The organism is Antarctobacter sp., from assembly GCF_034670325.1.
Taxonomy (GTDB): Bacteria; Pseudomonadota; Alphaproteobacteria; order Rhodobacterales; family Rhodobacteraceae; genus Antarctobacter.
Genome location: NZ_JAXMNR010000010.1, coordinates 116987 through 136794 on the forward strand (window position 1 = coordinate 116987; position 19808 = coordinate 136794).

General features: G+C 62.1%; 21 protein-coding genes. 10 read left to right on the forward strand and 11 right to left on the reverse strand.

Annotated elements, in window-relative coordinates:
- The first annotated feature begins 1 nt into the window (after window position 1).
- From VOI21_RS21250 to VOI21_RS21260, 3 genes are read left to right on the forward strand one after another with little or no spacing between them, the layout of a single operon-like run.
- A complete protein-coding gene (locus VOI21_RS21250) occupies window positions 2-766 on the forward strand; it encodes a glucose 1-dehydrogenase (protein ID WP_323771966.1) in 765 nt (254 codons plus the stop codon).
- An 11-nt stretch (window positions 767-777) separates the two neighbouring features.
- Entirely contained in the window at window positions 778-1521 is a 744-nt protein-coding gene (locus tag VOI21_RS21255) for an SDR family oxidoreductase (protein ID WP_323771967.1), read from the forward strand.
- On the forward strand, window positions 1521-2738 hold the full coding sequence (locus VOI21_RS21260; RefSeq protein WP_323771968.1) for an alpha-hydroxy acid oxidase: 1218 nt from the start codon (window positions 1521-1523) through the stop codon (window positions 2736-2738). Before VOI21_RS21255 ends, VOI21_RS21260 begins: the two co-directional genes overlap by 1 nt.
- Window positions 2739-2806: 68 nt before the next feature.
- Here VOI21_RS21260 and VOI21_RS21265 read toward each other — a convergent pair whose 3' ends face one another.
- The gene (locus VOI21_RS21265) at window positions 2807-3529 is read right to left on the reverse strand and encodes an IS1595 family transposase (RefSeq protein ID WP_323771969.1); all 723 of its coding nucleotides are present in this window, start codon (window positions 3527-3529) and stop codon (window positions 2807-2809) included.
- A gap of 1 nt (window position 3530) precedes the next feature.
- Complete coding sequence (locus VOI21_RS21270) at window positions 3531-3848, reverse strand: transposase-like zinc-binding domain-containing protein (protein WP_323771970.1); 318 nt, start codon at window positions 3846-3848, stop codon at window positions 3531-3533.
- A 22-nt stretch (window positions 3849-3870) separates the two neighbouring features.
- On the opposite strand from VOI21_RS21270, the gene VOI21_RS21275 reads away from it, so the two are divergent.
- Complete coding sequence (locus VOI21_RS21275) at window positions 3871-4161, forward strand: VPLPA-CTERM sorting domain-containing protein (protein ID WP_323771971.1); 291 nt, start codon at window positions 3871-3873, stop codon at window positions 4159-4161.
- Between the two features lie 340 nt (window positions 4162-4501).
- Here the strand turns inward: VOI21_RS21275 and VOI21_RS21280 are convergent, their stop codons facing one another.
- The 8 genes from VOI21_RS21280 to VOI21_RS21315 all read right to left on the reverse strand — a co-directional run bounded on the left by VOI21_RS21280 (window position 4502) and on the right by VOI21_RS21315 (window position 8934).
- Window positions 4502-4642, reverse strand: coding sequence for a hypothetical protein (locus VOI21_RS21280; protein ID WP_323771972.1), 141 nt, complete (start codon window positions 4640-4642; stop codon window positions 4502-4504).
- Window positions 4643-4726: 84 nt separating this feature from the next.
- Window positions 4727-5209 (reverse strand): phage terminase small subunit P27 family, encoded by a 483-nt coding sequence (locus tag VOI21_RS21285; RefSeq protein ID WP_323771973.1) that lies wholly within the window; start codon window positions 5207-5209, stop codon window positions 4727-4729.
- A gap of 215 nt (window positions 5210-5424) precedes the next feature.
- Window positions 5425-5709, reverse strand: coding sequence for an SH3 domain-containing protein (locus VOI21_RS21290; protein WP_323771974.1), 285 nt, complete (start codon window positions 5707-5709; stop codon window positions 5425-5427).
- 67 nt (window positions 5710-5776) lie between these two features.
- Window positions 5777-6481, reverse strand: a complete 705-nt coding sequence (locus VOI21_RS21295) for a recombinase family protein (RefSeq protein WP_323771975.1) — start codon at window positions 6479-6481, stop codon at window positions 5777-5779.
- 77 nt (window positions 6482-6558) lie between these two features.
- Window positions 6559-7053, reverse strand: a complete 495-nt coding sequence (locus tag VOI21_RS21300) for a phage terminase small subunit P27 family (protein WP_323771976.1) — start codon at window positions 7051-7053, stop codon at window positions 6559-6561.
- Window positions 7053-7487 carry a hypothetical protein gene (locus VOI21_RS21305; protein ID WP_323771977.1) on the reverse strand — a complete coding sequence of 145 codons (435 nt, stop codon included), beginning with the start codon at window positions 7485-7487 and terminating at the stop codon, window positions 7053-7055. The genes VOI21_RS21300 and VOI21_RS21305 overlap by 1 nt, the downstream gene beginning before the upstream one ends.
- Window positions 7487-7696, reverse strand: coding sequence for a hypothetical protein (locus VOI21_RS21310; RefSeq protein WP_323771978.1), 210 nt, complete (start codon window positions 7694-7696; stop codon window positions 7487-7489). The genes VOI21_RS21305 and VOI21_RS21310 overlap by 1 nt, the downstream gene beginning before the upstream one ends.
- Complete coding sequence (locus VOI21_RS21315; protein WP_323772000.1) at window positions 7693-8934, reverse strand: site-specific DNA-methyltransferase; 1242 nt, start codon at window positions 8932-8934, stop codon at window positions 7693-7695. Before VOI21_RS21315 ends, VOI21_RS21310 begins: the two co-directional genes overlap by 4 nt.
- A 580-nt stretch (window positions 8935-9514) precedes the next feature.
- On the opposite strand from VOI21_RS21315, the gene VOI21_RS21320 reads away from it, so the two are divergent.
- From VOI21_RS21320 to VOI21_RS21345, 6 genes are all read left to right on the forward strand, one after another.
- Window positions 9515-10297, forward strand: coding sequence for a hypothetical protein (locus VOI21_RS21320; protein WP_323771979.1), 783 nt, complete (start codon window positions 9515-9517; stop codon window positions 10295-10297).
- A complete protein-coding gene (locus VOI21_RS21325; RefSeq protein ID WP_323771980.1) occupies window positions 10290-12161 on the forward strand; it encodes a hypothetical protein in 1872 nt (623 codons plus the stop codon). Before VOI21_RS21320 ends, VOI21_RS21325 begins: the two co-directional genes overlap by 8 nt.
- 436 nt (window positions 12162-12597) lie before the next feature.
- Window positions 12598-14913, forward strand: a complete 2316-nt coding sequence (locus VOI21_RS21330; protein WP_323771981.1) for a phage/plasmid primase, P4 family — start codon at window positions 12598-12600, stop codon at window positions 14911-14913.
- Between the two features lie 208 nt (window positions 14914-15121).
- Window positions 15122-15571 carry a DUF2924 domain-containing protein gene (locus VOI21_RS21335; RefSeq protein ID WP_323771982.1) on the forward strand — a complete coding sequence of 150 codons (450 nt, stop codon included), beginning with the start codon at window positions 15122-15124 and terminating at the stop codon, window positions 15569-15571.
- Window positions 15568-16875: a recombinase family protein gene (locus VOI21_RS21340; RefSeq protein ID WP_323771983.1), complete on the forward strand. Its 1308-nt coding sequence runs from the start codon at window positions 15568-15570 to the stop codon at window positions 16873-16875. Before VOI21_RS21335 ends, VOI21_RS21340 begins: the two co-directional genes overlap by 4 nt.
- Complete coding sequence (locus VOI21_RS21345) at window positions 16872-17252, forward strand: hypothetical protein (protein WP_323771984.1); 381 nt, start codon at window positions 16872-16874, stop codon at window positions 17250-17252. Before VOI21_RS21340 ends, VOI21_RS21345 begins: the two co-directional genes overlap by 4 nt.
- Window positions 17253-17494: 242 nt before the next feature.
- On the opposite strand, the gene VOI21_RS21350 is transcribed toward VOI21_RS21345, so the two are convergent.
- Window positions 17495-19636, reverse strand: a complete 2142-nt coding sequence (locus tag VOI21_RS21350; protein ID WP_323771985.1) for a response regulator — start codon at window positions 19634-19636, stop codon at window positions 17495-17497.
- Between the last annotated feature and the right edge of the window lie 172 nt (window positions 19637-19808).

Genomic DNA, 19808 nt, shown 5'->3' on the forward strand with positions numbered 1-19808 from the left:
CATGGGCAATCCGTTCGACCTGACCGGCCGCAAGGCCCTTGTCACCGGCGGGGCGACCGGCATCGGTGAGGGCATCGCCCTTGCCCTTGCCGCCGCCGGTGCGGATGTGGCGCTGACCTACCGAAGTCACGCGCCGCAAGAGACAATCGCCAAGATCGAGGGGCTGGACCGCGAGGCCGCCGCTGTGCAGGCGGACTTCATCGGCATGACCGAGTCGTCCGCCGAAGACGTGATCCGTTTCGCCACCGACGCGCTTGGCGGGCTGGACATTCTTGTCAACAATGCGGGCATCATCCACCGCGAGGAGTCCACGGACATGCCGCTCGACGATTGGCGACGGGTCCTGTCGGTCAACCTCGACTCTGTCTGGCTGCTGAGTCAAGCCGCCGGCAAGCGGATGGTGGCCCAGGGCGCCGGCAAGATCGTGATTGTGTCCTCTGTCCTCGGGTCCCAGGGCGGTCTGCGGGTCCCGGCCTACGTGTCCAGCAAACACGCTGTTCTCGGCTTGACCAAGGCCCTGTGCAACGAGTGGGCGTCCATGGGCGTGAACGTGAACGCCATCGCGCCCGGATATACCGCAACCGACAACACACAGGCCCTGCGCGATGACCCGGATCGGTCAAAGGCGTTGTTGGACCGCATTCCCGCCGGGCGGTTCGCCGAGCCGTCGGAGATCGCCGGGGCAGCCGTCTTTCTGGCCTCTGACGCGGCATCTTATTGCCATGGAAGTTGCGTGACGGTCGATGGCGGCTGGCTGGCGCGCTGAGGGAGAGAGCTATGGAACAAACGTTTTCGGGCAAGACTGCCCTTATCACTGCCGCAGGCGCAGGAATCGGGCGCGCATCCGCGGTCGCCCTGGCGCAACGGGGCGCAAAGGTCATCGCAACGGATATCGACGCGGACGCATTGCAGAGCCTTGCCGTCGAACAGTCCGGGATCGACGCCCACCGGCTGGACGTGCTGAACCCTGCCGCTGTCGCTGCCCTGATCGCGGAGGCACCGCAGCCGGACATTCTCGTAAATTGCGCAGGTTGGGTGCATGACGGGTCCATCCTCGATTGTGACGATACCGCTTGGGAGCGCAGCTTCGGCCTGAATGCCAAGGCGATGTTCCGGCTGACCAAGGCCGTCCTGCCTGGTATGCTGGAGCGCGGCAGCGGGTCGATCGTCAACATCGCCTCCATCGTTTCCAGCGAGAAAGGCGCGCCGCGCCGTTTCGCATATGGCGCCTCCAAGGCGGCGATCATCGGAATGACCAAGTCCATCGCTGCAGATTTCGTCAAGGACGGCATCCGCTGCAACGCGATCTGCCCCGGTACGGTACAAAGCCCCTCACTTAATGATCGGCTAGCGGCGACCGGGGACTTCGACAAGGCCTTGGCAGCCTTCAAGGAAAGGCAACCGATGGGTCGGCTTGGCCAGCCCGAGGAAATTGCCGAAATGGTTTGCTATCTTGCCGGTGACGGTGCGGCGTTCACCACCGGGCAGGCCTTTGCCGTCGACGGTGGCTGGTCGATCTGATGCGACTGCTGCCCAACCTCGACCGCGCCGCCTCCATCGAAGACCTGCGGGTTTTGGCAAAGCGCCGGATTCCGCGCTTCGCCTTCGATCTCGTCGATGGCGGCGCGGAGTCGGAACGCAACCTGCGCCGCAATTTGGAAGCCTTCGCAGAGATCGAACTGACCCCACGATACATGGTCGACGTCGGGGCGATCGACACGCGCGCCACACTGTTCGGGCAAACCTTTGACGCACCCTTCGGCATGGCGCCCATCGGCATGCTCAACGCCTTCTGGCCCGATGCCGACCTCTCGCTCGCGCGGATCTGCAAGCGTCATAACATCCCCTATGTGGCCAGCTCAGCTGCGTCTACCACGCTGGAACGGCTGGCCGAGGCGGCAGAGGGCAACGGCTGGTTTCAACTCTACGTTTCGGGCGATCCCGATGTCACGGAAAGCCTGATCGCACGCGCAGAGGCCGCGCAATATCCGGTCATGATGGTCACCGCAGACGTTCCCGCGGCCGGCAAGCGCGACCGCGACATTCGCAATCAATTGGCGGTGCCATTCCGGTTCACGCCGGAGGTCGTGATGCAACTGATGGCACGTCCGTTGTGGTCGCTCGCCAGCCTCCGCCACGGCAAACCCAACATCGCCAACTATGCCGACCTGCTACAAAGCGCGACATCCTACGCCGACGTGCAAAAGACCCTGATCACGCCCAGGTTCACCTGGCAGGACCTTGGGCGGTTGCGCGACCGCTGGAGAGGCAAGCTGCTTGTCAAAGGCATCCTGCACCCTGACGACGCCCTTCGTTGTGCGGAACTGGGCTGCGACGGGATCGTGGTTTCGAACCATGGGGGTCGGCAGGTCGATTTCGGCCCCCCGACCATCGCTGTCTTGCCATCCATTGCCGAGGCTCTTGGAGGGCGAGTCAAGATCCTGCTCGACAGCGGCGTGCGACGCGGGGCAGACCTGATACGCGCGAAAGCGCTTGGCGCGCATTTCGCACTAACTGGCCGGGCCTTGGCCTTTGGTGTTGGCGCCGGGGGGACTGCGGGCGCGGATCGTGCTGTTGAGATCCTGACATTGGAACTGCACCGCGCAATGGGGCAACTTGGTGCCACGTCCATCGCAGACATCGGCAATGCCGCAATTACACCTCGAAAACAAAGCACTGCTATTGCTTCCGACCCTGCCAAGTATCGCGATCTGCCGTCGTCAAGTATATCCAGTTGAATCTCGAACATCCATTGCCCTCCTGACACGATCTCACCGAAGCAATGGAAACGAGCCGCTGGGCGGTGTCAGCAAACCGTGTTGGCGCGAGGGCCTGAAGCGAGCATCAGCCTGAGCGCATGAAGGTAGGAGCGGACCGCGTTGTTTCGGGCGGCATGCCATCGGCCGTAGGCTGCAAGGTTCTTTGACGCGGGCCCGCAGAAGGGCTGCGTGAAGGCGCGGAACCGGCTGATCAGAGCGTTCACAGTGTTGATGTGGTGGCTGCGCGGGGTGCGCTTCGTCCGCAGCCCGGCGTTGAGCGCGAAGTGCGGGATGTGCGCGTCCTTCGCGATCCGCTCGTAGGTGACGAACCCGTCCGTGCAGAGCACCGCGTCCGGCGCCATCACGGGCAGAAGGGCGCCGGAGATCGCCGCCCGGCCCGCGTCGGCAATGGCCTCGAAAGCCCGGTGGCCGGCGCGATCGGTTGCCGCGAGGATCTTCTTCTCCCAGGACCGCCAGCCGCCCGGAGGCACTCCCGCCGAACCGCCCCTGCGCCGATAGGCCCGCCACCGCAGGCGCGGCGGCGCCGGGTGGTTGGCAGGGTCGCGCTGGTGCCGGACCCACTCGCGCGACCCCTTTCGGCTCTCGCGCTGATGCGCTTCGTCGGCTTCGACGATGCCGGCAAGGCTGTCGTCAGGCTCTGTCGTCAGGGCGCCGATGATCGCCATCCGCCAGCGCCAGATGCTGTGACGCGACGCACCCAGCACCTCGGCCCCGCGGCGGCAGGACATCGGCTGCGGCGCCTCGATCATGTCACGCGCCAGCGCACACCAGGTCGGGGCGATGTACCCGGGCCAGCGGCGTGCCGCTGCGGCCTGACCACGTCACTCCGCATCCCGAGCAGTTCCATCGCTGTGCGCCTGTTCTGGTCCGACCCCACCGGGTGCGCGCGTCACCCCCACAGCGCGGGCAGGACGCTGCCGGGCCGCCAGCATCGGCCCGCGCGTCGATCTCCAGGACGGCCTCGGCACGCTTGCGCGCATCGGCAACGAGGTCCTCGGCCTGGCGCAGCTCCTGCGGGGTCAGGCGGGCAAGCAGACAGCCGAATTCAGCCGGATCGAAGCGAGGCATGGCGGGTCTCCTGGAGCTTGGGATGCCTCAGCATACCTCACTGACGCATCAGAACAAAGCGCGAACCAACACGCTTTGCGGACACCGCCAGAATTGGAGTATTGGCGCACCAGAAAATAACACTGGTAAGAACAATCTGGTTGGGTGGGTAAATGGCACGCAATGGGCTGATTTGCCGGACAACTACGTTCGTTTCTCCATCGTCGAGTATGATGGGATGGCTGTGGTTCCGGTTCCCGGTTCCGGCTTGTTGCTGATTGCCGGGATAGGTGGGCTGGCGATTGCGAGCAAGCGGCGGCGCAAGCGCGGCTGACCACATTCCCGCCAGTGTTTGAACCTTCGATTATCGCTTTGGCGGCCAGTGTCGCCACTCCGGCCGCTCCCCCGCCTTTCATGATCCGGCTTTGTGCAGGGACTTCGCGCGCGTGGCGTATCCTCGGCGAAGGTCGTCGCGCCGATCGGGAAGCGCTCTCCGCCTTACCGCGCGGGCTGAGGTCGGTTTACTTGAAGCCCGAGCGCGGGAAAAAGCCTAACTGGATCTCTCGGAGCGTCAGGTTCAGCAGTTCGGCCGCGAGGGCGTGCTGACCTTGGGGAAGGGCCAAATCGTCCGACCCCACGTGGCCAATTTCTGCTCGCCTGAAAAAGACGGTTTGTCATGTGGGCCGTCGTGCGGTCCCAACAGCGCGATGATCAGTTTGCAACCGCTCGGCCTCCCATTGCGCCCGAAGCGACGATGTATCGGTCGGGTTGTCGGGTGGCGCGGTCAGATCGCGATCAAGGACGGAGAGCTGCACAGCCCCGTCTAGGATCCGAAGAGCCTCGTTGTGGGGGACATGCTTCTGGGCCTGCGCGGCGCCGACGCACTGGATTGCTGCTCGTCAAAGCCCCCACTCAGCCAGCACTGAGCCTTCAGGTCTGCCCTCACACTCGGCCCGGATCCTGGTTCTGGCGCTGGGGGTCATGCCGAATTCGGCGGCGTAGCGCATCATGTCGGCCATGGCCTTGTTGGCGGTGCCGACCAGTGGGTTCTGGATGGCGTTGCCGCTCTGGGTGCGGATCATCAAGCCGTGGGTCACGGCATCGCGGTTAGCCATTGCGTCGAGGGCGGTTTCGGCCTGCACCCAGCGGCCGTAGGCCTGGCAGTAGGCGGCAAGGGCCGCGCGGTCGATTTGGGACAGGATGCCCAAGGCGCAGAGCTGCTCACAGACCCGGTCCCATTCCGCGCGGGCCTCGGCTTTCAGGTGACCCGGCGGCTCCGGACAGGAGCGGGGAGGCTGCGGCTCATCGGGATTAACACGATCTGCGCGCTCGGTGCCGGTGACCAGCTTCAGGCCGCTGGGTTTCGGTTTGCGTCCGCGCATCTCTCACCCCCACTTCGAATTCTGGCAAAATGCGCGTTTTGGTCCCCACGCCGGTCCCGGCCGAAAACCTCCAGAGATAGACCCACCCCCAGGGTCCGCGTCAGATTACCCCGAGCGGCAAGCTCTTGCAATAATGTCATTTTTCGACAATGGGCGACATATGCAGACAAGCTGGCGGCCGCTGCTGAGGTGCATTCCCAATACGCAGTCGAGGCTCACGGCGTCGATAGATAGTCGGCGGAGACGTAACCGGTGATGTTGGGTGCCTTGGCGAGCGAGACTCGGCACCAGAGTTGGCCCAGTTCGGTCACGCAGTCGCGGCGCACCAGTTCGGTGCCGTCTGGCAAACCCAGCTTCACCTTGTAGCCAAGCCCGGGACCGTATCGCAGTTTCAGAAGGTCGTCCGACCCGGCGCCCTGAACCACCACAGGGCCACCCGTCACGCTGCAACCTGCGACTAGAATAAGTGCGCAAAGGGATTGGACGATTATTCTGCTCATGGTCTGACCTCGATCGTGTTTCTTTTCTGCCCTGTTATCATGGGCCGGGCCCGAAGGTGGAGAGGGATCACGCGATCGGGCCAGTGGCAGGGGCGCTTTGTATACGCCGCAGCAGGTTGCGCACGGTCGAGACATGCCAGCGTCCACCGCGTCGGGTCCGGATACCTCGGGTGTTCAACTGGTCAGCCAAAGAGCGCAGGGTGGTGTGGCCTTCGTTCCGGATGGCTGTGACCACCTCGCGCAGATCCTCGGCGAAGGCGTCGGCGTTGCGGCGCACGGTCTCTTGCAGCGCGGTTCCGCCCTTGCCGGCGCGTCTCAGGGCCGCTGCACCGTTGGGGTTTCCCAGTCTGACGCCGCGGGCCTTCGCCGCCGCCAGAGCCTCCTTCGTGCGTCTGGAGATCGCCTCGCGCTCCTGCTGGGCGACCAGCGCCATGATGCCGACAGTCAGGTCGTTGGCCTCGGGCATGTCGCAGGCGAGGAAGGAGACGCCGCTGGCCTGCAGGGTCAGCAGGAAGGCGGCATTGCGGCTGAGGCGGTCGAGCTTGGCGATGACCAGCGTGGCGCCGGTCAGGCGGGCGAGGTTGAGGGCCTTGTCCAGTTCCGGGCGGTTGTTGCGTTTGCCGCTCTCAACCTCCGTGAAGCGGGCGAGGACTTCGGCAGACCGTGACACCGCGAAGGCGTCGATGGCGCTGCGCTGTGCTTCCAGCCCCAACCCCGATCGCCCCTGTCTTGCGGTCGAGACCCGCTCGTAGGCGATGATCCTGGCGTTCATGTGCAGACCTGCGCAACCTTCGTTTGGTAGGTTTGTACATTGGATCAGCGCGTTAGTGTAGTCGGCAGAGGTGACGTTCAGGCGTCTTTCGTCGGCAACGACAGGCTCTTGACGTGTTCGATCGGCTCATCCGGCGGATCTTCACCGGAATTGATAATTGTGCGCCAGACGAAGGTGACGGGCTCGGGTTTCTGGCTCTCGGGACTTTGCCCAAGCCGCGTGCGCGCTACCGGCGTCATCCCGAGGTCCGACATGTAGCGCGCCATGAGTTCCATCTGCTTGTTTGCCACGGTCAGCCAAGGCGACTGCTGGACATAGCCGCTGGGCGTCTTGAGCAGCGCGGGCGTTTCCTTAAGCCGTTCCTCCGCCTCGACCCAGCGGGCATAGGCCTGGCAATAGGCGGCAAGCGCCGCCCGGTCCGCCAGCGTCAGGATGCCTGCCTCGAACAGCGGCGTGGCCAGGCGGCGCCACTCCTTGTGTGCGACTTCGTTCAAATGCGCTGGGCAGCGGGGCAGGGACGACAGCGAGGTCCCGGCCAACGTGTGCGGCGTCGGCTTGTGTTTCCGGCCCATCAGGATCCGGCCTTCCGTGTGTCCGGCGGGTCGAGCGGACGAGGATCTGGCTGCCCCACGGCCTCGCAAAAGACGGCCTGGACGACATGGAAGCGTGTGATCAGGTCCTCGTCGGACATGCCAGCATAGTCATCCCCGGCGTCCTCCGGCGTCGCCACCTCGCGCCAGCCAGCCTGTGTCTTGAGATAGAAGATCGAGGAGGTTGTGTCGCCGGCCCAGGCCTTTTGCAGCAGCCCGTTGGCCACATGGGCGATGGCCTTGGCCTTGCCTCTTTTATACCGGGCAGCAACTTCTTCGTCGCGATTGCAGATGGCACGGAAGGTGTTGCGGCAGATGCCGAAGTAATCTGCGACCTGATCCAGGTTCAGAAGAGCGGCGAGGGTCTCCACCTCGCAGACCTGATCATCGGTCAAGGCGATGGCCGGACGCGCCATCAGCTTTGCCTCGCGAAGGCACGGCGCAGGACGTAGCTGCGCAGGAAGGAGACCGCAGTGAAGATCAGACTGAGCGTGACATGCTGCCCGAGGTCTGCTTGCAGGCCGACCGCCGGAAAGACCAGCAATTGCATGGCGAAGGCCGCGCACCAGCCGACCAGGACGTTTACGCTGGCCTCGATGGCTGAAAGGGCCCGGGACTGGCTCATGCCGCGACCTCCTGCCTTTCGGCCATGACCTCGGCAAAACTGCCGTCAGTCCCGTCCAGCATCGCCTGCTGTCCGCTGTAGGCTTGCCAGCGAATCACACAGACATCGACGTAGGCCGGGTCCAGTTCCATCGCCAGGCAGACCCGCTTGGTGCTTTCGGCGGCGATCAACGTGGTGCCGGACCCGGCGAAAGGCTCATAGATCGCCTGCCCAGGGCTGGAATTGTTGAGCATCGGTCGGCGCATGCATTCCACCGGCTTCTGCGTGCCATGCACCGTCTGCGCGTCCTGATCGCGGTTCGGGATGGTCCAGAGCGTCGATTGCTTGCGGTCGCCGGACCAGTTGCCCTTGTTCCGCACGGCGTACCAGCAGGGCTCATGCTGCCAATGATAATGCCCACGCGACAGCACCAGCCGTTCCTTGGCCCAGATGATCTGCGACCGGATGTCGAAGCCGCTCGCAACAAGGCTCTCGGCCACGGTGCCGGCGTGTAACGCGCCGTGCCAGACATAGGCGACGTCACCGGGAAACAGCGCCCATGCCTCGCGCCAGTCGGCCCGGTCATCGTTCAAGACCTTGCCAGTGCGTTTGGTCTTTGCCGCGCCGGTTTCATTGCGCCAAGCCGGATCGTAATCCACGCCGTACGGTGGATCGGTGACCATCAGATGGGGAATGACGCCGTTCAGCAGGCGATTGACGGCATCCGGATCCGTGGCATCACCGCAAAGCAGACGGTGGGCTCCGAGGTGCCAGAGATCGCCGGGGCGCGACACCGGGGTGACCGGTGCCTCCGGGGTTTCCTCTTCGCGCACATCCGCCTCGCCATGGCCGAGCAGCGCATCCAGGTCCGCGCCGTCAAAGCCCAGATCACCCAGCTCAATGCCAAGATCATTGAGGTCGGCCAGTTCCAGCGACAGCAGATTCCGGTCCCAGCCTGCGTTCTCGGCCAGTCGGTTGTCGGCAAGGATATAGGCCCGCTTCTGCGCGTCGGTGAGGTGGGCCAACTCGATGACCGGCACGCTCGGCAGCCCCAGCTTGCGCGCCGCCAGCACCCGGCCATGCCCGGCGATGATGCCGTTCGCGCCATCCACCAGCACCGGGTTGTTGAAGCCGAACTCCCGGATCGACCCCGCGATCTGTGCCACCTGGGCCTCGCTGTGGGTCCGGGCGTTGTTGGCGTAGGGGATCAGATCTGAGACCGCCCGCTGCGCGATGACACGAGCGCCCGCTGCCGCCATCCCGTCGAATTGATCGTCCCTACGCTTTGCCATGACCCCCGCCATTTGATTGACCTGCCGTTTCCGGCCACCTTGCGCGCAGTATATCAGGGCGGATAACTCGTTGAAAGATTGACAATTTTCGCCAGGTAACGACAAGAGCCGACAGTTCTGCAGAGGAGCCGCGCGGACGTGCAGCTCGCCGCTAGCGCAAGGAGACGGCAACACCGCGCAAGAATGGACGGGCTCCGTGCCGCCGATCATGTGTAGGATTCCCGGCCCGTCGACGGACACAATTGCCGCCTGGAGCGGCGCTCTTTGACTTCGCGGCCGTGACCCACGACAGAAATCAGTCCGTGACTTTGGTCCGGCCCCGTTTGTAAAATCCCGTCGCCCGCAACAGATGCAACAGATGTTACACATGAATTCATTAAGTCTCTCACGCGCGCGTGTGAGAGAACAACGTGTTCGTCTGTAACATCTGTTGCATCTGTTGCAGCCGAGGGGCTAGGGCGGCGTAGATGTCCAGAGTCAGGAATGTTTGACATGGTGATCAATCGTCGAGTGTACTGAACACCCAGGGTTTTGAGGCGGCGGGCACATGGGTCACACGACGCTCGGCGTACTGCCACGGACGCGGTACTGGAAGGATGTAGCAGAACTGCTTGCAGGGCCTGCCGCGAGCCATGAAGTATTCGCAGCCAGTGCGCGGGCGGCAGAAAAGGAACTGCTTTGCGCCACGAATGATCCGGTATTCATCGAAGCTGTTCGCCTGCTACTGGCGATCCCGGCCGCCGCGCGGGCACCCGATTTTGGTGATGCCCTGAGATCGCAGGAAATGGCGGTCCCACACGGGCCCGAGTTGCTCGACATTGTCACTGCAACCAGCCGGCGGCTGGATCAGGTTCGGGCAACGCATGGCGGACACACCGATCTTGGCGAACTTGCTTCAAGGGCCCTATCAGCCACGCTGACCACAGCCATTGGGGATGCCTTGCCCGGGCTGTTCGCAGCGACCCCCGAGGATGTTCAGGCGGCCGCCCGCAACCTGTCCTGGAACAAGAGCGTCGCCGAATACACGAGAAGCTTCTTCGGCAGTCTGGCAGCAGGGACTTTGTCCTACTGGCTGGATCGCACGCTTGACGGTGAGATCGGCAACGGACGTCGTTTTGAAAATGTGTCTGCAAGACAAGCCTTCCAGAGCGAACTGGACCATTTTGCATGGGAATCCACGCGCATCATTCGGGAGTTTTCCGGCGGGTGGTATGGCAAGACCCTGCATCGCGACGGCGGCTTCAGTTCCATTGAGGCGGCGCGGTTTGGCCACGTCGCCTTGAAGAAAATCGTCGATGACCTGAGAACACGGCTGGTGCATCGTGCGTGAGGCTGTCGTCAGGGCCGGTGCGAGACAGGACCCGATCCGGGTACGGTTCGAGGGTCCTCAGAAGACGTTTGAGCTTCAAACCGATCTCATCCGCGCGAGATGTCGGACAGAACTCGATCCACTGAACATTGATCTGCTGGAGATCGCTGCAACGGTCTTCGCCGCGGACAGTGCCGTGAAGCGTGGCGGAGCAACCCGACCCGGTATGGGAGAGGACTGGCGGCGAACTTTTGAATTCACGATCCCGGTCAGAAATCCGGAATTCTGGAACCGTCGGGAGGTCCTGGACGCCCTGACTGACGCAGTCAGTTTCCTGACCGAGGATCAAGTGAGCTTTGCCTTCGATCGGAAGCCGCTCGACATGGCTCGGCAACCTTTCCTTGATCTCGACCCTGCCGGCGCGACCTTCGACGCCGAGGAGGTCGTTCTGTTTTCCGGCGATCTGGATTCATTCGCCGGAGCTCTGGAAGCGCTGACCGCGTCCCAAAAGAAAGTCATCCTTCTAACCCATCGTTCTGCGCAAAAGGCCATCCCGCGCCAAGTCAAGCTTGGCCGGTATCTTACGGACAGATTCCCTGATCGGGTCCTGCATGTCCATGTCAAGGCGCGCCGCAACGGTCAGGAGGCCAGCGACTCGTCGCAGCGCTCCCGGTCTTTCCTGTTTGCCGCACTCGGGCAGTTGGTGGCACGGTCGTTTGGCGCCAGACGCCTGAGTTTTTATGAGAACGGGGTGATCAGTCACAATCTGCCGATCAGCCCGCAGGTTGTGGGCACGATGGCCACGCGGACGACCCATCCGCTGTCTCTCCGGAAGCTCAACGCACTCATGGAGCTGCTTGGCCCCGGCCACATCCCTATCGACAACCAGTATCGCTGGCTGACCAAGCGAGATGTTGTTGAGCGCATCGCGCAAAATGGCGGGCAAAACCAAATTCCGGTCAGCGTAAGTTGCACAAGTATCCGCGAGCAGACAACGCAGCACACCCATTGCGGGACATGTTCGCAATGCCTCGACCGGCGCTTCGCGCTTCTGGCGGCGGGCTTGGAAGAATGCGAATTCAACGAAGACTACGGCACCGATGTGCTCGTTGGTGGTCGCGACAAGCTGAGTTCGCGGACCATGGCCGTCGAATGGACCCGTCATGCCCTCGGCCTGTCGAACCTCGATCCGCGCGCATTCGTGACGAAGTTCGGCGTCGAGTTTGCGCGTATCGCAGTGGGTCATCCTGAAGAATCCAAGCAGGTGGTTCTGGATCAATGCATCACGATGCACCAACGGCATGGGAAAAATGTCGAGCAGGTGCTGGAACAGGTGCTGCGCGATCGTTCGCGCGACATCATTCATGGCAAATTGCCCGCCACATCGCTCGTCACCCTCTTTCTTGCACAAGCAGGATCCAGCGTCAGCCCTGTGTTGACGGCTCCCAAGCCGACCACCTCCCGCATTCCAGCAACGAGCGCCGCTGACAAAACAGATCAGGTTCCCGACCCCGATGCTCCGCTTCGGGTTGCCTTTGCGGACGAAGATGGCCGCCCGGTGGTCAAGATAGAGGGGCTTTGTGTCCTGACCGGCGCCCGGGCGAGACTGCCGACCGACTTGAAGGCTACCTTTCTGGAGGATCTGGCTAACCGATTGCCCCCGGAAGATCACCACTACGTCGCCTCAGGCACATTGGCTGCGCACCAGAGTGTATCCAAGACGGTTATCCGGCAACAGGTGGCCCGGTGCCGCCAGATACTCAGTGAGAGCTACCAGATGATGCACGGCACGGAACTGGGCAAGGACCGGTTCATCCAGACCCGGCCATCAAAGGGCTATCGTCTTGAGCCGACAATCATCCCGGTGAGTGAAGACGAATCGTAATTCGTTCGTTTCTTTCGACGAGAGTTAGGCAGATGTGATTGTCACGTCGTAAAATTTCTTGTCACGCCGCGGGGGCTTGACGGCATCGAAATGGCCGTAACCGGACCTTCGTCAGTCACGCCAGCATCAAATCCTGTCACGCCGGTACCGACGAATTGTGCCCGTGGGGCCTTTATCCTGTGGGCAAACCCGCAATCCGTCAGGGCAGCCCGATGCGCAAGAACACACACATACCCATCCATGAGAGACCATCGTCCAGCTTTGTCACCGAAGCGACGCTGGCCCGCCATTGGGATCTCTCATGCCGCACGCTGCAGAGGTGGCGCAGCCTGGGTGAGGGACCACCATTCAGCATTATCGGAGGATCCGTCCGATATCGCATTCAGGACATCCTGGACTTTGAGCGCCGACACCGTGGCGGCATCGGAGGCTGGGAATGACCTCTATTTGTCCTGTGCCCGAGGTCGACGTTGAGGTCATCAAGATTTATTGCGACACCGTCTTTCGGTATATTGAAGGCAATGTCCCAGTCCGGATGATTGCCGAAACCGGCACTCCCCCCAAGAAACCGAAACAGTGGTTCCCGAATGTAGATCAGCTGACCGCTCTGCTGGCAGGCAAGGCGGGCTCGGCGGCGCAGAATACCTGTGGCGTCTATGTCGTGCCCTGCACTGTCGGATCAGGCACATCCGCCCGCGCCGAAAATATTCTCCAGACCTCCGTGGTCGTCATCGACCTCGACACGGGCGACATCGTCGGCAAGCGGGATCATGCCATCCATCATTTGGGCGCTCCCACGCTGGAGATCGCATCCGGTGGGATCACAGAAACCGGGCAGCAGAAACGCCATCTCTACTGGGGACTGACGGAGGCTGCCTCCGGCAGTGATCTCGAAGGGGTTCGGGCCCTGCGCGAAACCCTCGCGGTCAAACTCGGCGGCGACGCGTCATTCAAGAACCTGGCACAGCCCATTCGCGTTGCAGGGACGATCCACGGCAAGAACGGCACCAAGGCACCCGTCCAAATCCTCGCAGCGCGCGCCCTCGAATTTGAACTGTCCGACCTGGAGGAAGCCGCCCGAGATATGCCCTCGCTAACGAAAGAGTTGATCAACATCGACACGGGTCAACATGGCACGCCGGGTCCAAATGCAGCGAGCCTGACAACCCGGCAGATCCATGCTGGCGGCGTTGACGACATGACCCGTTTCAAGGCGCTGTCCAAGGTGATCGGTCACTGGATCCGCAATGCCAGACGGAAAACCTGCACGCTTGAGGACGCCTGGTCAGCTGTTCAGGACCACAACGCTGCCATGATCGTTCCTCCATGGGAAGACGAACGCCTCCACCGCGAATTCCAGGCCCTGTTGCGCCGGAACATCCGCAGCAACGGCCCCATGCCCTCTACTTTGGGTGAGAATGAAAAACAGGGAATTGCTCCGGACAAAAGCGAGGATGCCATTGCCGAGAGCCTTGCTCTACAGCACGGCTCCGATTTGAAACATGTCGCCCAATGGCGAACCTGGTTCCAATGGACGGGTCAGGTCTGGTCGCGCGATGAGACCGGCGCAGTCCGAGAGGCGGTGCGCATGATCTGCCGCGCGATCGCATCCAGCTGTGAGCGTGCGCCGGAAGCCCGGCGTATTTCCAGCGACCGGACAATCACTGCCAGCTTGCGGATTGCGGCCAGCGACCCGGGCATATCCACGCGAACGTCCGATTGGGATGCGCATCCGATGCTGCTCAACACGCCCATAGGCATCATCGATCTCGAAACCGGCGAGCTCCTGCCACACGATCCGACGCTGATGTTGACCCAGATGACATCAGCGTCGCCCTCGGGAGACTGCCCCTTGTGGCGCACGTTCCTTGCCGAAATCACCGGCGGCAACATGGACCTGCTTGGGTACCTTCAACGTCTGGCAGGATACTGTCTGACCGGCTCGACGCGCGAGCAGAGCTTTGCTTTTCTGCATGGCGACGGGGCCAACGGCAAATCGGTGTTTCTCAGCACAATTGCTCACGTTCTCGGCGACTACGCTGCCACTGCAACGCTTGACACCTTCATGTCAGCACCAGGCACGCGGCATCTCACGGAATTGGCTGGGCTCCGCGCCGCACGTCTCGTCCTGGTGCCCGAAACCGAACAGGGCCGCAGCTGGGCCGAGGGTCGCATCAAGACCGTTACAGGCGGCGAAAAGATTCGCGCCAACTTCATGCGCCAGGACCACTTCGAGTTCATACCACAGTTCAAATTGGTCATTGCGGGCAATCACCGCCCGCGGCTTGAGGGGTGTGGCGAAGCGATGCGGCGACGGCTTCACCTGGTTCCTTTCAATGTCACCATCGCGCCCTCCGACCGCGATTTGCGACTTGAGGAAAAACTCAGAATGGAGCGGGACGGTATCCTGATCTGGATGCTGGAAGGCTGTGCGAACTGGCTGCGCATTGGCCTTTCGCCACCCGATTACATCCTAGAAGCCGCCAAAGCCTACTTCTCTGAAGAGGACGTGGTTGGACAGTGGATCGCCGAAAAATGCTCTGAGGGTCCACAATTGCGCGCCACGGCGAAAACCCTGTTCTCGAACTGGAGAACCTGGGCTGAGGAGACCGGCTATCCCGTCGGGTCGGCCAAATCTTTAGGTGACGCTTTGCGTCAGCGCGGCTTTCGGCAAACCACTGTCAACAGGGCACGTGGCTGGATCGGTCTTTCCCTTGCCCACTGCGCAGCCGCCGGGGGGGCGGCAGAATGAGCAGATCCCGGTCATGCGGTCCCAACCCGCTAAACCCAAACCTGATGGCACCCATGGAACGCCGCGCCGAGCTTTGCCGCCTGCTGGCCCTTGGGTTGATCCGCCTGCGGATGCGGGAGAACACGCAACGCTCTGACGCGGATGGAGAATTTCCGCTACACAATCCGGCTGACCAGAGCGGTCATGCAACTTCGCATAAGGAGACGACATGACCCCCGACACCATCCCCGCGCGCTTGGCCGCGCTGAAAACTACGTCGACGCCCGACCTGAAGCAACAGTGGCGCGATCTGTTCGACAGCGAGCCGCCACCCTTCAACCGTCGCTACCTCGAGAGCCGGTTGGCGTACCGCATCCAGGAACTGGCCTATGGCGGTCTCAAGCCCGAGACAGTCCGGAGGCTGGAGCGGCTGGGCGAGGAACTCGACGGCGGCGACCGCAAGAAGAGCCGCATCCGCGCGGACACCATGCCGATCACCGGCACACGGCTGATGCGGGAATGGCAGGGTGTCGAGCATGTCGTCACCGTCATGTCCGACGGTTTCGAATGGCAGGGGCGGCCCTACAAATCGCTGTCGGCCATTGCTCGCGCCATCACCGGCACCCGCTGGAACGGCTGGGTTTTCTTCGGGCTCAAGAACCACAGGGGGCGGACATGACCAAACCGATTGTCAGGAAGCTGCGTTGCGCAGTCTACACCCGCAAATCCTCCGAAGAAGGGCTGGAGCAGGAGTTCAACAGCCTCCACGCCCAACGGGAAGCCTGTGAGGCGTACATCGCCAGCCAGCGTTCCGAGGGCTGGGTGCAAATCCGCGATCAGTATGACGACGGTGGCATTTCCGGCGGCACGCTTGAACGCCCCGGCCTGCAGCGACTGCTCGCGGATGTAGAAGATGGGCTGGTCGACGTGGTCGTCGTCTACAAGATTGACCGCCTGTCGCGCTCGCTCATGGATTTTTCCAAGCTGGTCGAGGTGTTTGATCGGAACGGCGTGACCTTCGTTTCCGTCACCCAGTCGTTCAACACCACGACGTCCATGGGACGGTTGACGCTGAACATCCTGCTGTCGTTCGCCCAATTTGAGCGCGAGGTAACGGCCGAGCGCATCCGCGACAAGGTCAAAGCCTCCCGAATGAAGGGCATGTGGATGGGCGGCGTGCCACCGCTGGGCTACGAGGTGAAGGACCGCAAATTGATCGTAAAGGAAGCCGATGCCGCCAATGTCCGCTGGATCTTCGCCCGGTTCATCGAGATCGGATCGGGCACGGAGCTGTCTCGGGAACTGGCAGCCCGGGGCATCCAGACCAGCCGTGGCAACCGGATAGACAAGAAATACCTGTATCGGTTGCTCAACAACCGCGCCTACATCGGCGAGGCGGTCCACAAGGGCGACAGCTATCCCGGCGAGCATGATGCCATCATCGAAAAGGGTGTCTGGGACAAGGTCCACGCCATTCTCACCGAAAGCCCCCGCAAGCGTGCAGCCCGCACCCGCGCGGATACGCCTGCGCTGCTGAAAGGGCTGCTCTACGGCCCGGATGGTGCCGCATTCTCACCAACCCACACGCGCAAGGGTGACAAGCTCTACCGATACTATGTCAGCCAGACGGTTTTGAAGCATGGTGCCGGATCATGCCCGGTCGGACGGGTCCCAGCTGGTGAGATCGAGGCCACCGTCATAGACCAACTCCGCGCCGTGTTTCGCCAGCCTGAGATTGTGGCGGGCACATGGAAGGCGACCCGCTCGCAGGATAACGAGATCACAGAGGCCGACGCCCGTGACGCGCTGAGCCGTCTCGATCCGCTTTGGAATGAACTCTTCCCCGCCGAGCAGGCGCGCATCGTGCAGTTGCTGGTCGAGCGGATCGACATCGGCACCGATGGCCTGAATGTTCGCCTCCGGATGGACGGTCTGACCGGGCTGGCGCGCGAAATGATGGCAGATCTAGGAACGGCGGCATGACCCGCGCGAAGCCAGTACCGGAAACGGTGACAGTACACATCCCGTTTCGCCTCGTGAAGCGCGGTGGGCGGAGGGAAATGCATTTGCCGGAAGGCGCCACCCACTCGCGGCGGACCGATAGCACGCTGGTCAAAGCGCTGGCGCGCGCATTCCGGTGGAAGCGGATGCTGGAGTCGGGGGAGTTCACGACAATCGGCGAACTGGCACAGCGCGAGGGGATCGCGCCATCGTATATGACGCGGGTGCTGCGCCTAACGCTGCTCACGCCAAACATTGTCGAGGCGATCCTGGACGGGAAACAGGGGCCGGAGGTAACGCTGGCGCACTTGCTCGAACCGTTTCCGGTTAGGTGGGAGGAGCAGCGGGTACAATTCTGATGAATGACGCTCGCGGCCCATTCCGGCCATTCAACGCCACCCGGACCTGCTGCGGTGCAGCCCGGCTTTGCGGCCATTCGCTGCAACCGCGAAATCGGGTGTCGTGCAAACTCACATAGTGCGGACGAAGTGAACTTTCGCTGAGGTTGCTCCAATGGCAGATTTCGAAGGATCAACCATGGTGAAATTCTGCCTGAGCCCACACAAGTTCATCCAATCCGCGAACTGTAGCGACAAGTAGACTAATCGCCGGTACCCAGTGCTTTCTCGACCGCGGCAATCAGGTCCTTGCGCCGGACCGGTTTCATCAACCGGATGTCTTCGGGGCGCAATCCATTGCCGTGCACAGTCGCCTCGCTGGCATAGCCGGACATGAACACAACCGGCAATTCGGGATGGCGAGCCCGCAACTCACGCGCAAGCTGCGTGCCTTGCAGGTCACCTGGCATGACGATGTCCGTGACGAGCAAATCGAAAGAAGAGCCCTTGTCCCACATCCTCAGGGCCTCGTCGCCGGAACGTGCTGACGTGATATGATAGCCGGCCTTTTTCAGCGTTTTTGCCAACACCTCCAGAACGGCTTCTTCGTCCTCGACGACAAAGATCCGGGCTTCACCTCTCGAAGGCTGTTCGTCGACAGCTTCTTGCGGAGACCGTTCATCCTGTTGTCCGGCGACTGATCTGAAGTAGAGCTTGACGGTCGTCCCCGTTGCCATCTCCGAGTAGACGCGGACTGCCCCGCCGGATTGCTTCATGAAGCCCTGGACCATCGACAGCCCCAGGCCGGACCCCTTGCCGACGGATTTCGTGGTGAAGAACGGATCGAATATCTGCGTGATGTTCTCGGCTGGTATGCCCTCGCCGGTGTCGCTGACGGCGAGCAGCACGTAGCGTCCGGGCTCCAGGTCCTCGCCCCGCAGCTGGTTGTAATCTTCGTCAATGCGCACGTTGGAGGTTTCGATCGTCATCTTGCCGCCAAGCGGCATCGCGTCCCGGGCATTCAGAAGCAGGTTCAGCAGCGCGTTCTGCGTCAAGCTCGGGTCGGCTTCCACCCGCCACAACCCGGCGAGCAACGAGATTTCCACGTCGATGTTCTCAGGGATGACACGTGAAGACCAGTTCTTGGTCTCGCGCACCATCTGATTGATATCGATGACAGCCGGTGCAAGCGACGATTTGCGTGCGAAACTGAGAAGGCTCTTGGTGAGGTCCGCGCCGCGATTGGTTGCTGTCTTTGCGGCGTCGAGAAACTCACGGATTTCCTCGGGGCTATCGGTCTCTTCGATCAGCTCCAGATTGCCGAGAATGACAGCGAGCAGGTTGTTGAAGTCATGAGCGACGCCACCGGTCAACTGGCCGATTGCCTCCATCTTCTGGGCCTGCACCGCAATTGACTGCGACTCCTCCAGTGCACGGTCCTTTTCCACCAGATCGGATACGTCGATATTTGCGCCGACGATTTGTGTCGGCTCATTCGCGGCATTGCGAAGCACAACCGCGTTTCCCTTGAGATGTGCCACCCTTTGGTCCGGCAGGACGACCCTGTAGAAGGTATCAAACGTTTTTTCGCCTTTCAGGGCGGCGTCGAATTCGTCGGCGACGCGGGCCAAGTCCTCTGGGTGTAACGTCTGCGCCCAATCTTCGTAGCGGCCGGTGTTGCCTTCGATCTGGATGCCATGCAAAGCCTTGTTCGTGTCGTCCCAAGTCGCCGTGCCGGTGGCGTGATCCACGACCCAAATCCCGATACCTCCGGCCGATTTGGCAATCTCGAGCGTTTCGAGCGTGTGCTCGAGGTCCTGTCGTTGCTTGACAGTCATCAGGACCGCCTTGCCGATCAGGCCGCACAAGAGGATCGATAGAAGATTTGCCGAAGCAATGTTGGGAAAAGTGGTTGCAAGCCATTGGTCGGCGACGTCGCGCGGCTCTATCAGGAAGTACATCAGCCCGGCGGCAACCAAGCTCAGGCCCGCGCCAAGCAGGATACGCGCCCAAGTGAGGTTATCGTCAAGCCCTTTGGTGAAAAAGCGCAGCCAAAGAAGCGATCCAATCAGGGCGTAGAGCGCAAAAACAATGGTGCCGGAAAAAGCGAAGGTGCCTCCAAAAATCCACCTCGCAACCGCACCGAAACTGGCCGCAATCGTCGCCGCCACGGGGCCGCCGAAGATCCCAGCGATGACCACAGGGCCTGCACGTGCATCCATGGTCGCCCCGCTGGCGATCTCGAGAGGCGACACGGTAACCAGGAATGCGACTACCCCGTAACTCAGACCGAGTGCGACTGAGGCCGTGAGCGGCGAAGAGCGATCGCGGTAGGTCAGGACCAAGTAAAGACCAATGGCCGTGAAGCCGAGAACTGCGCCGTTGTGAAGCGCCTCGATCAACATGCAGCGCCCATGTCATTGGCACCGCATCAGATCAGGGACCATCGCAAATACAACAGTTGGATATCTTGTTTGGAAATTATTACCCGCCGGAAACATGGTTGAATGTTTACCTACAATGATCCGTCCTGCGCAAGAGCGGGCCTTCAGCGGTTTCACAGCGATGGTTGCAACG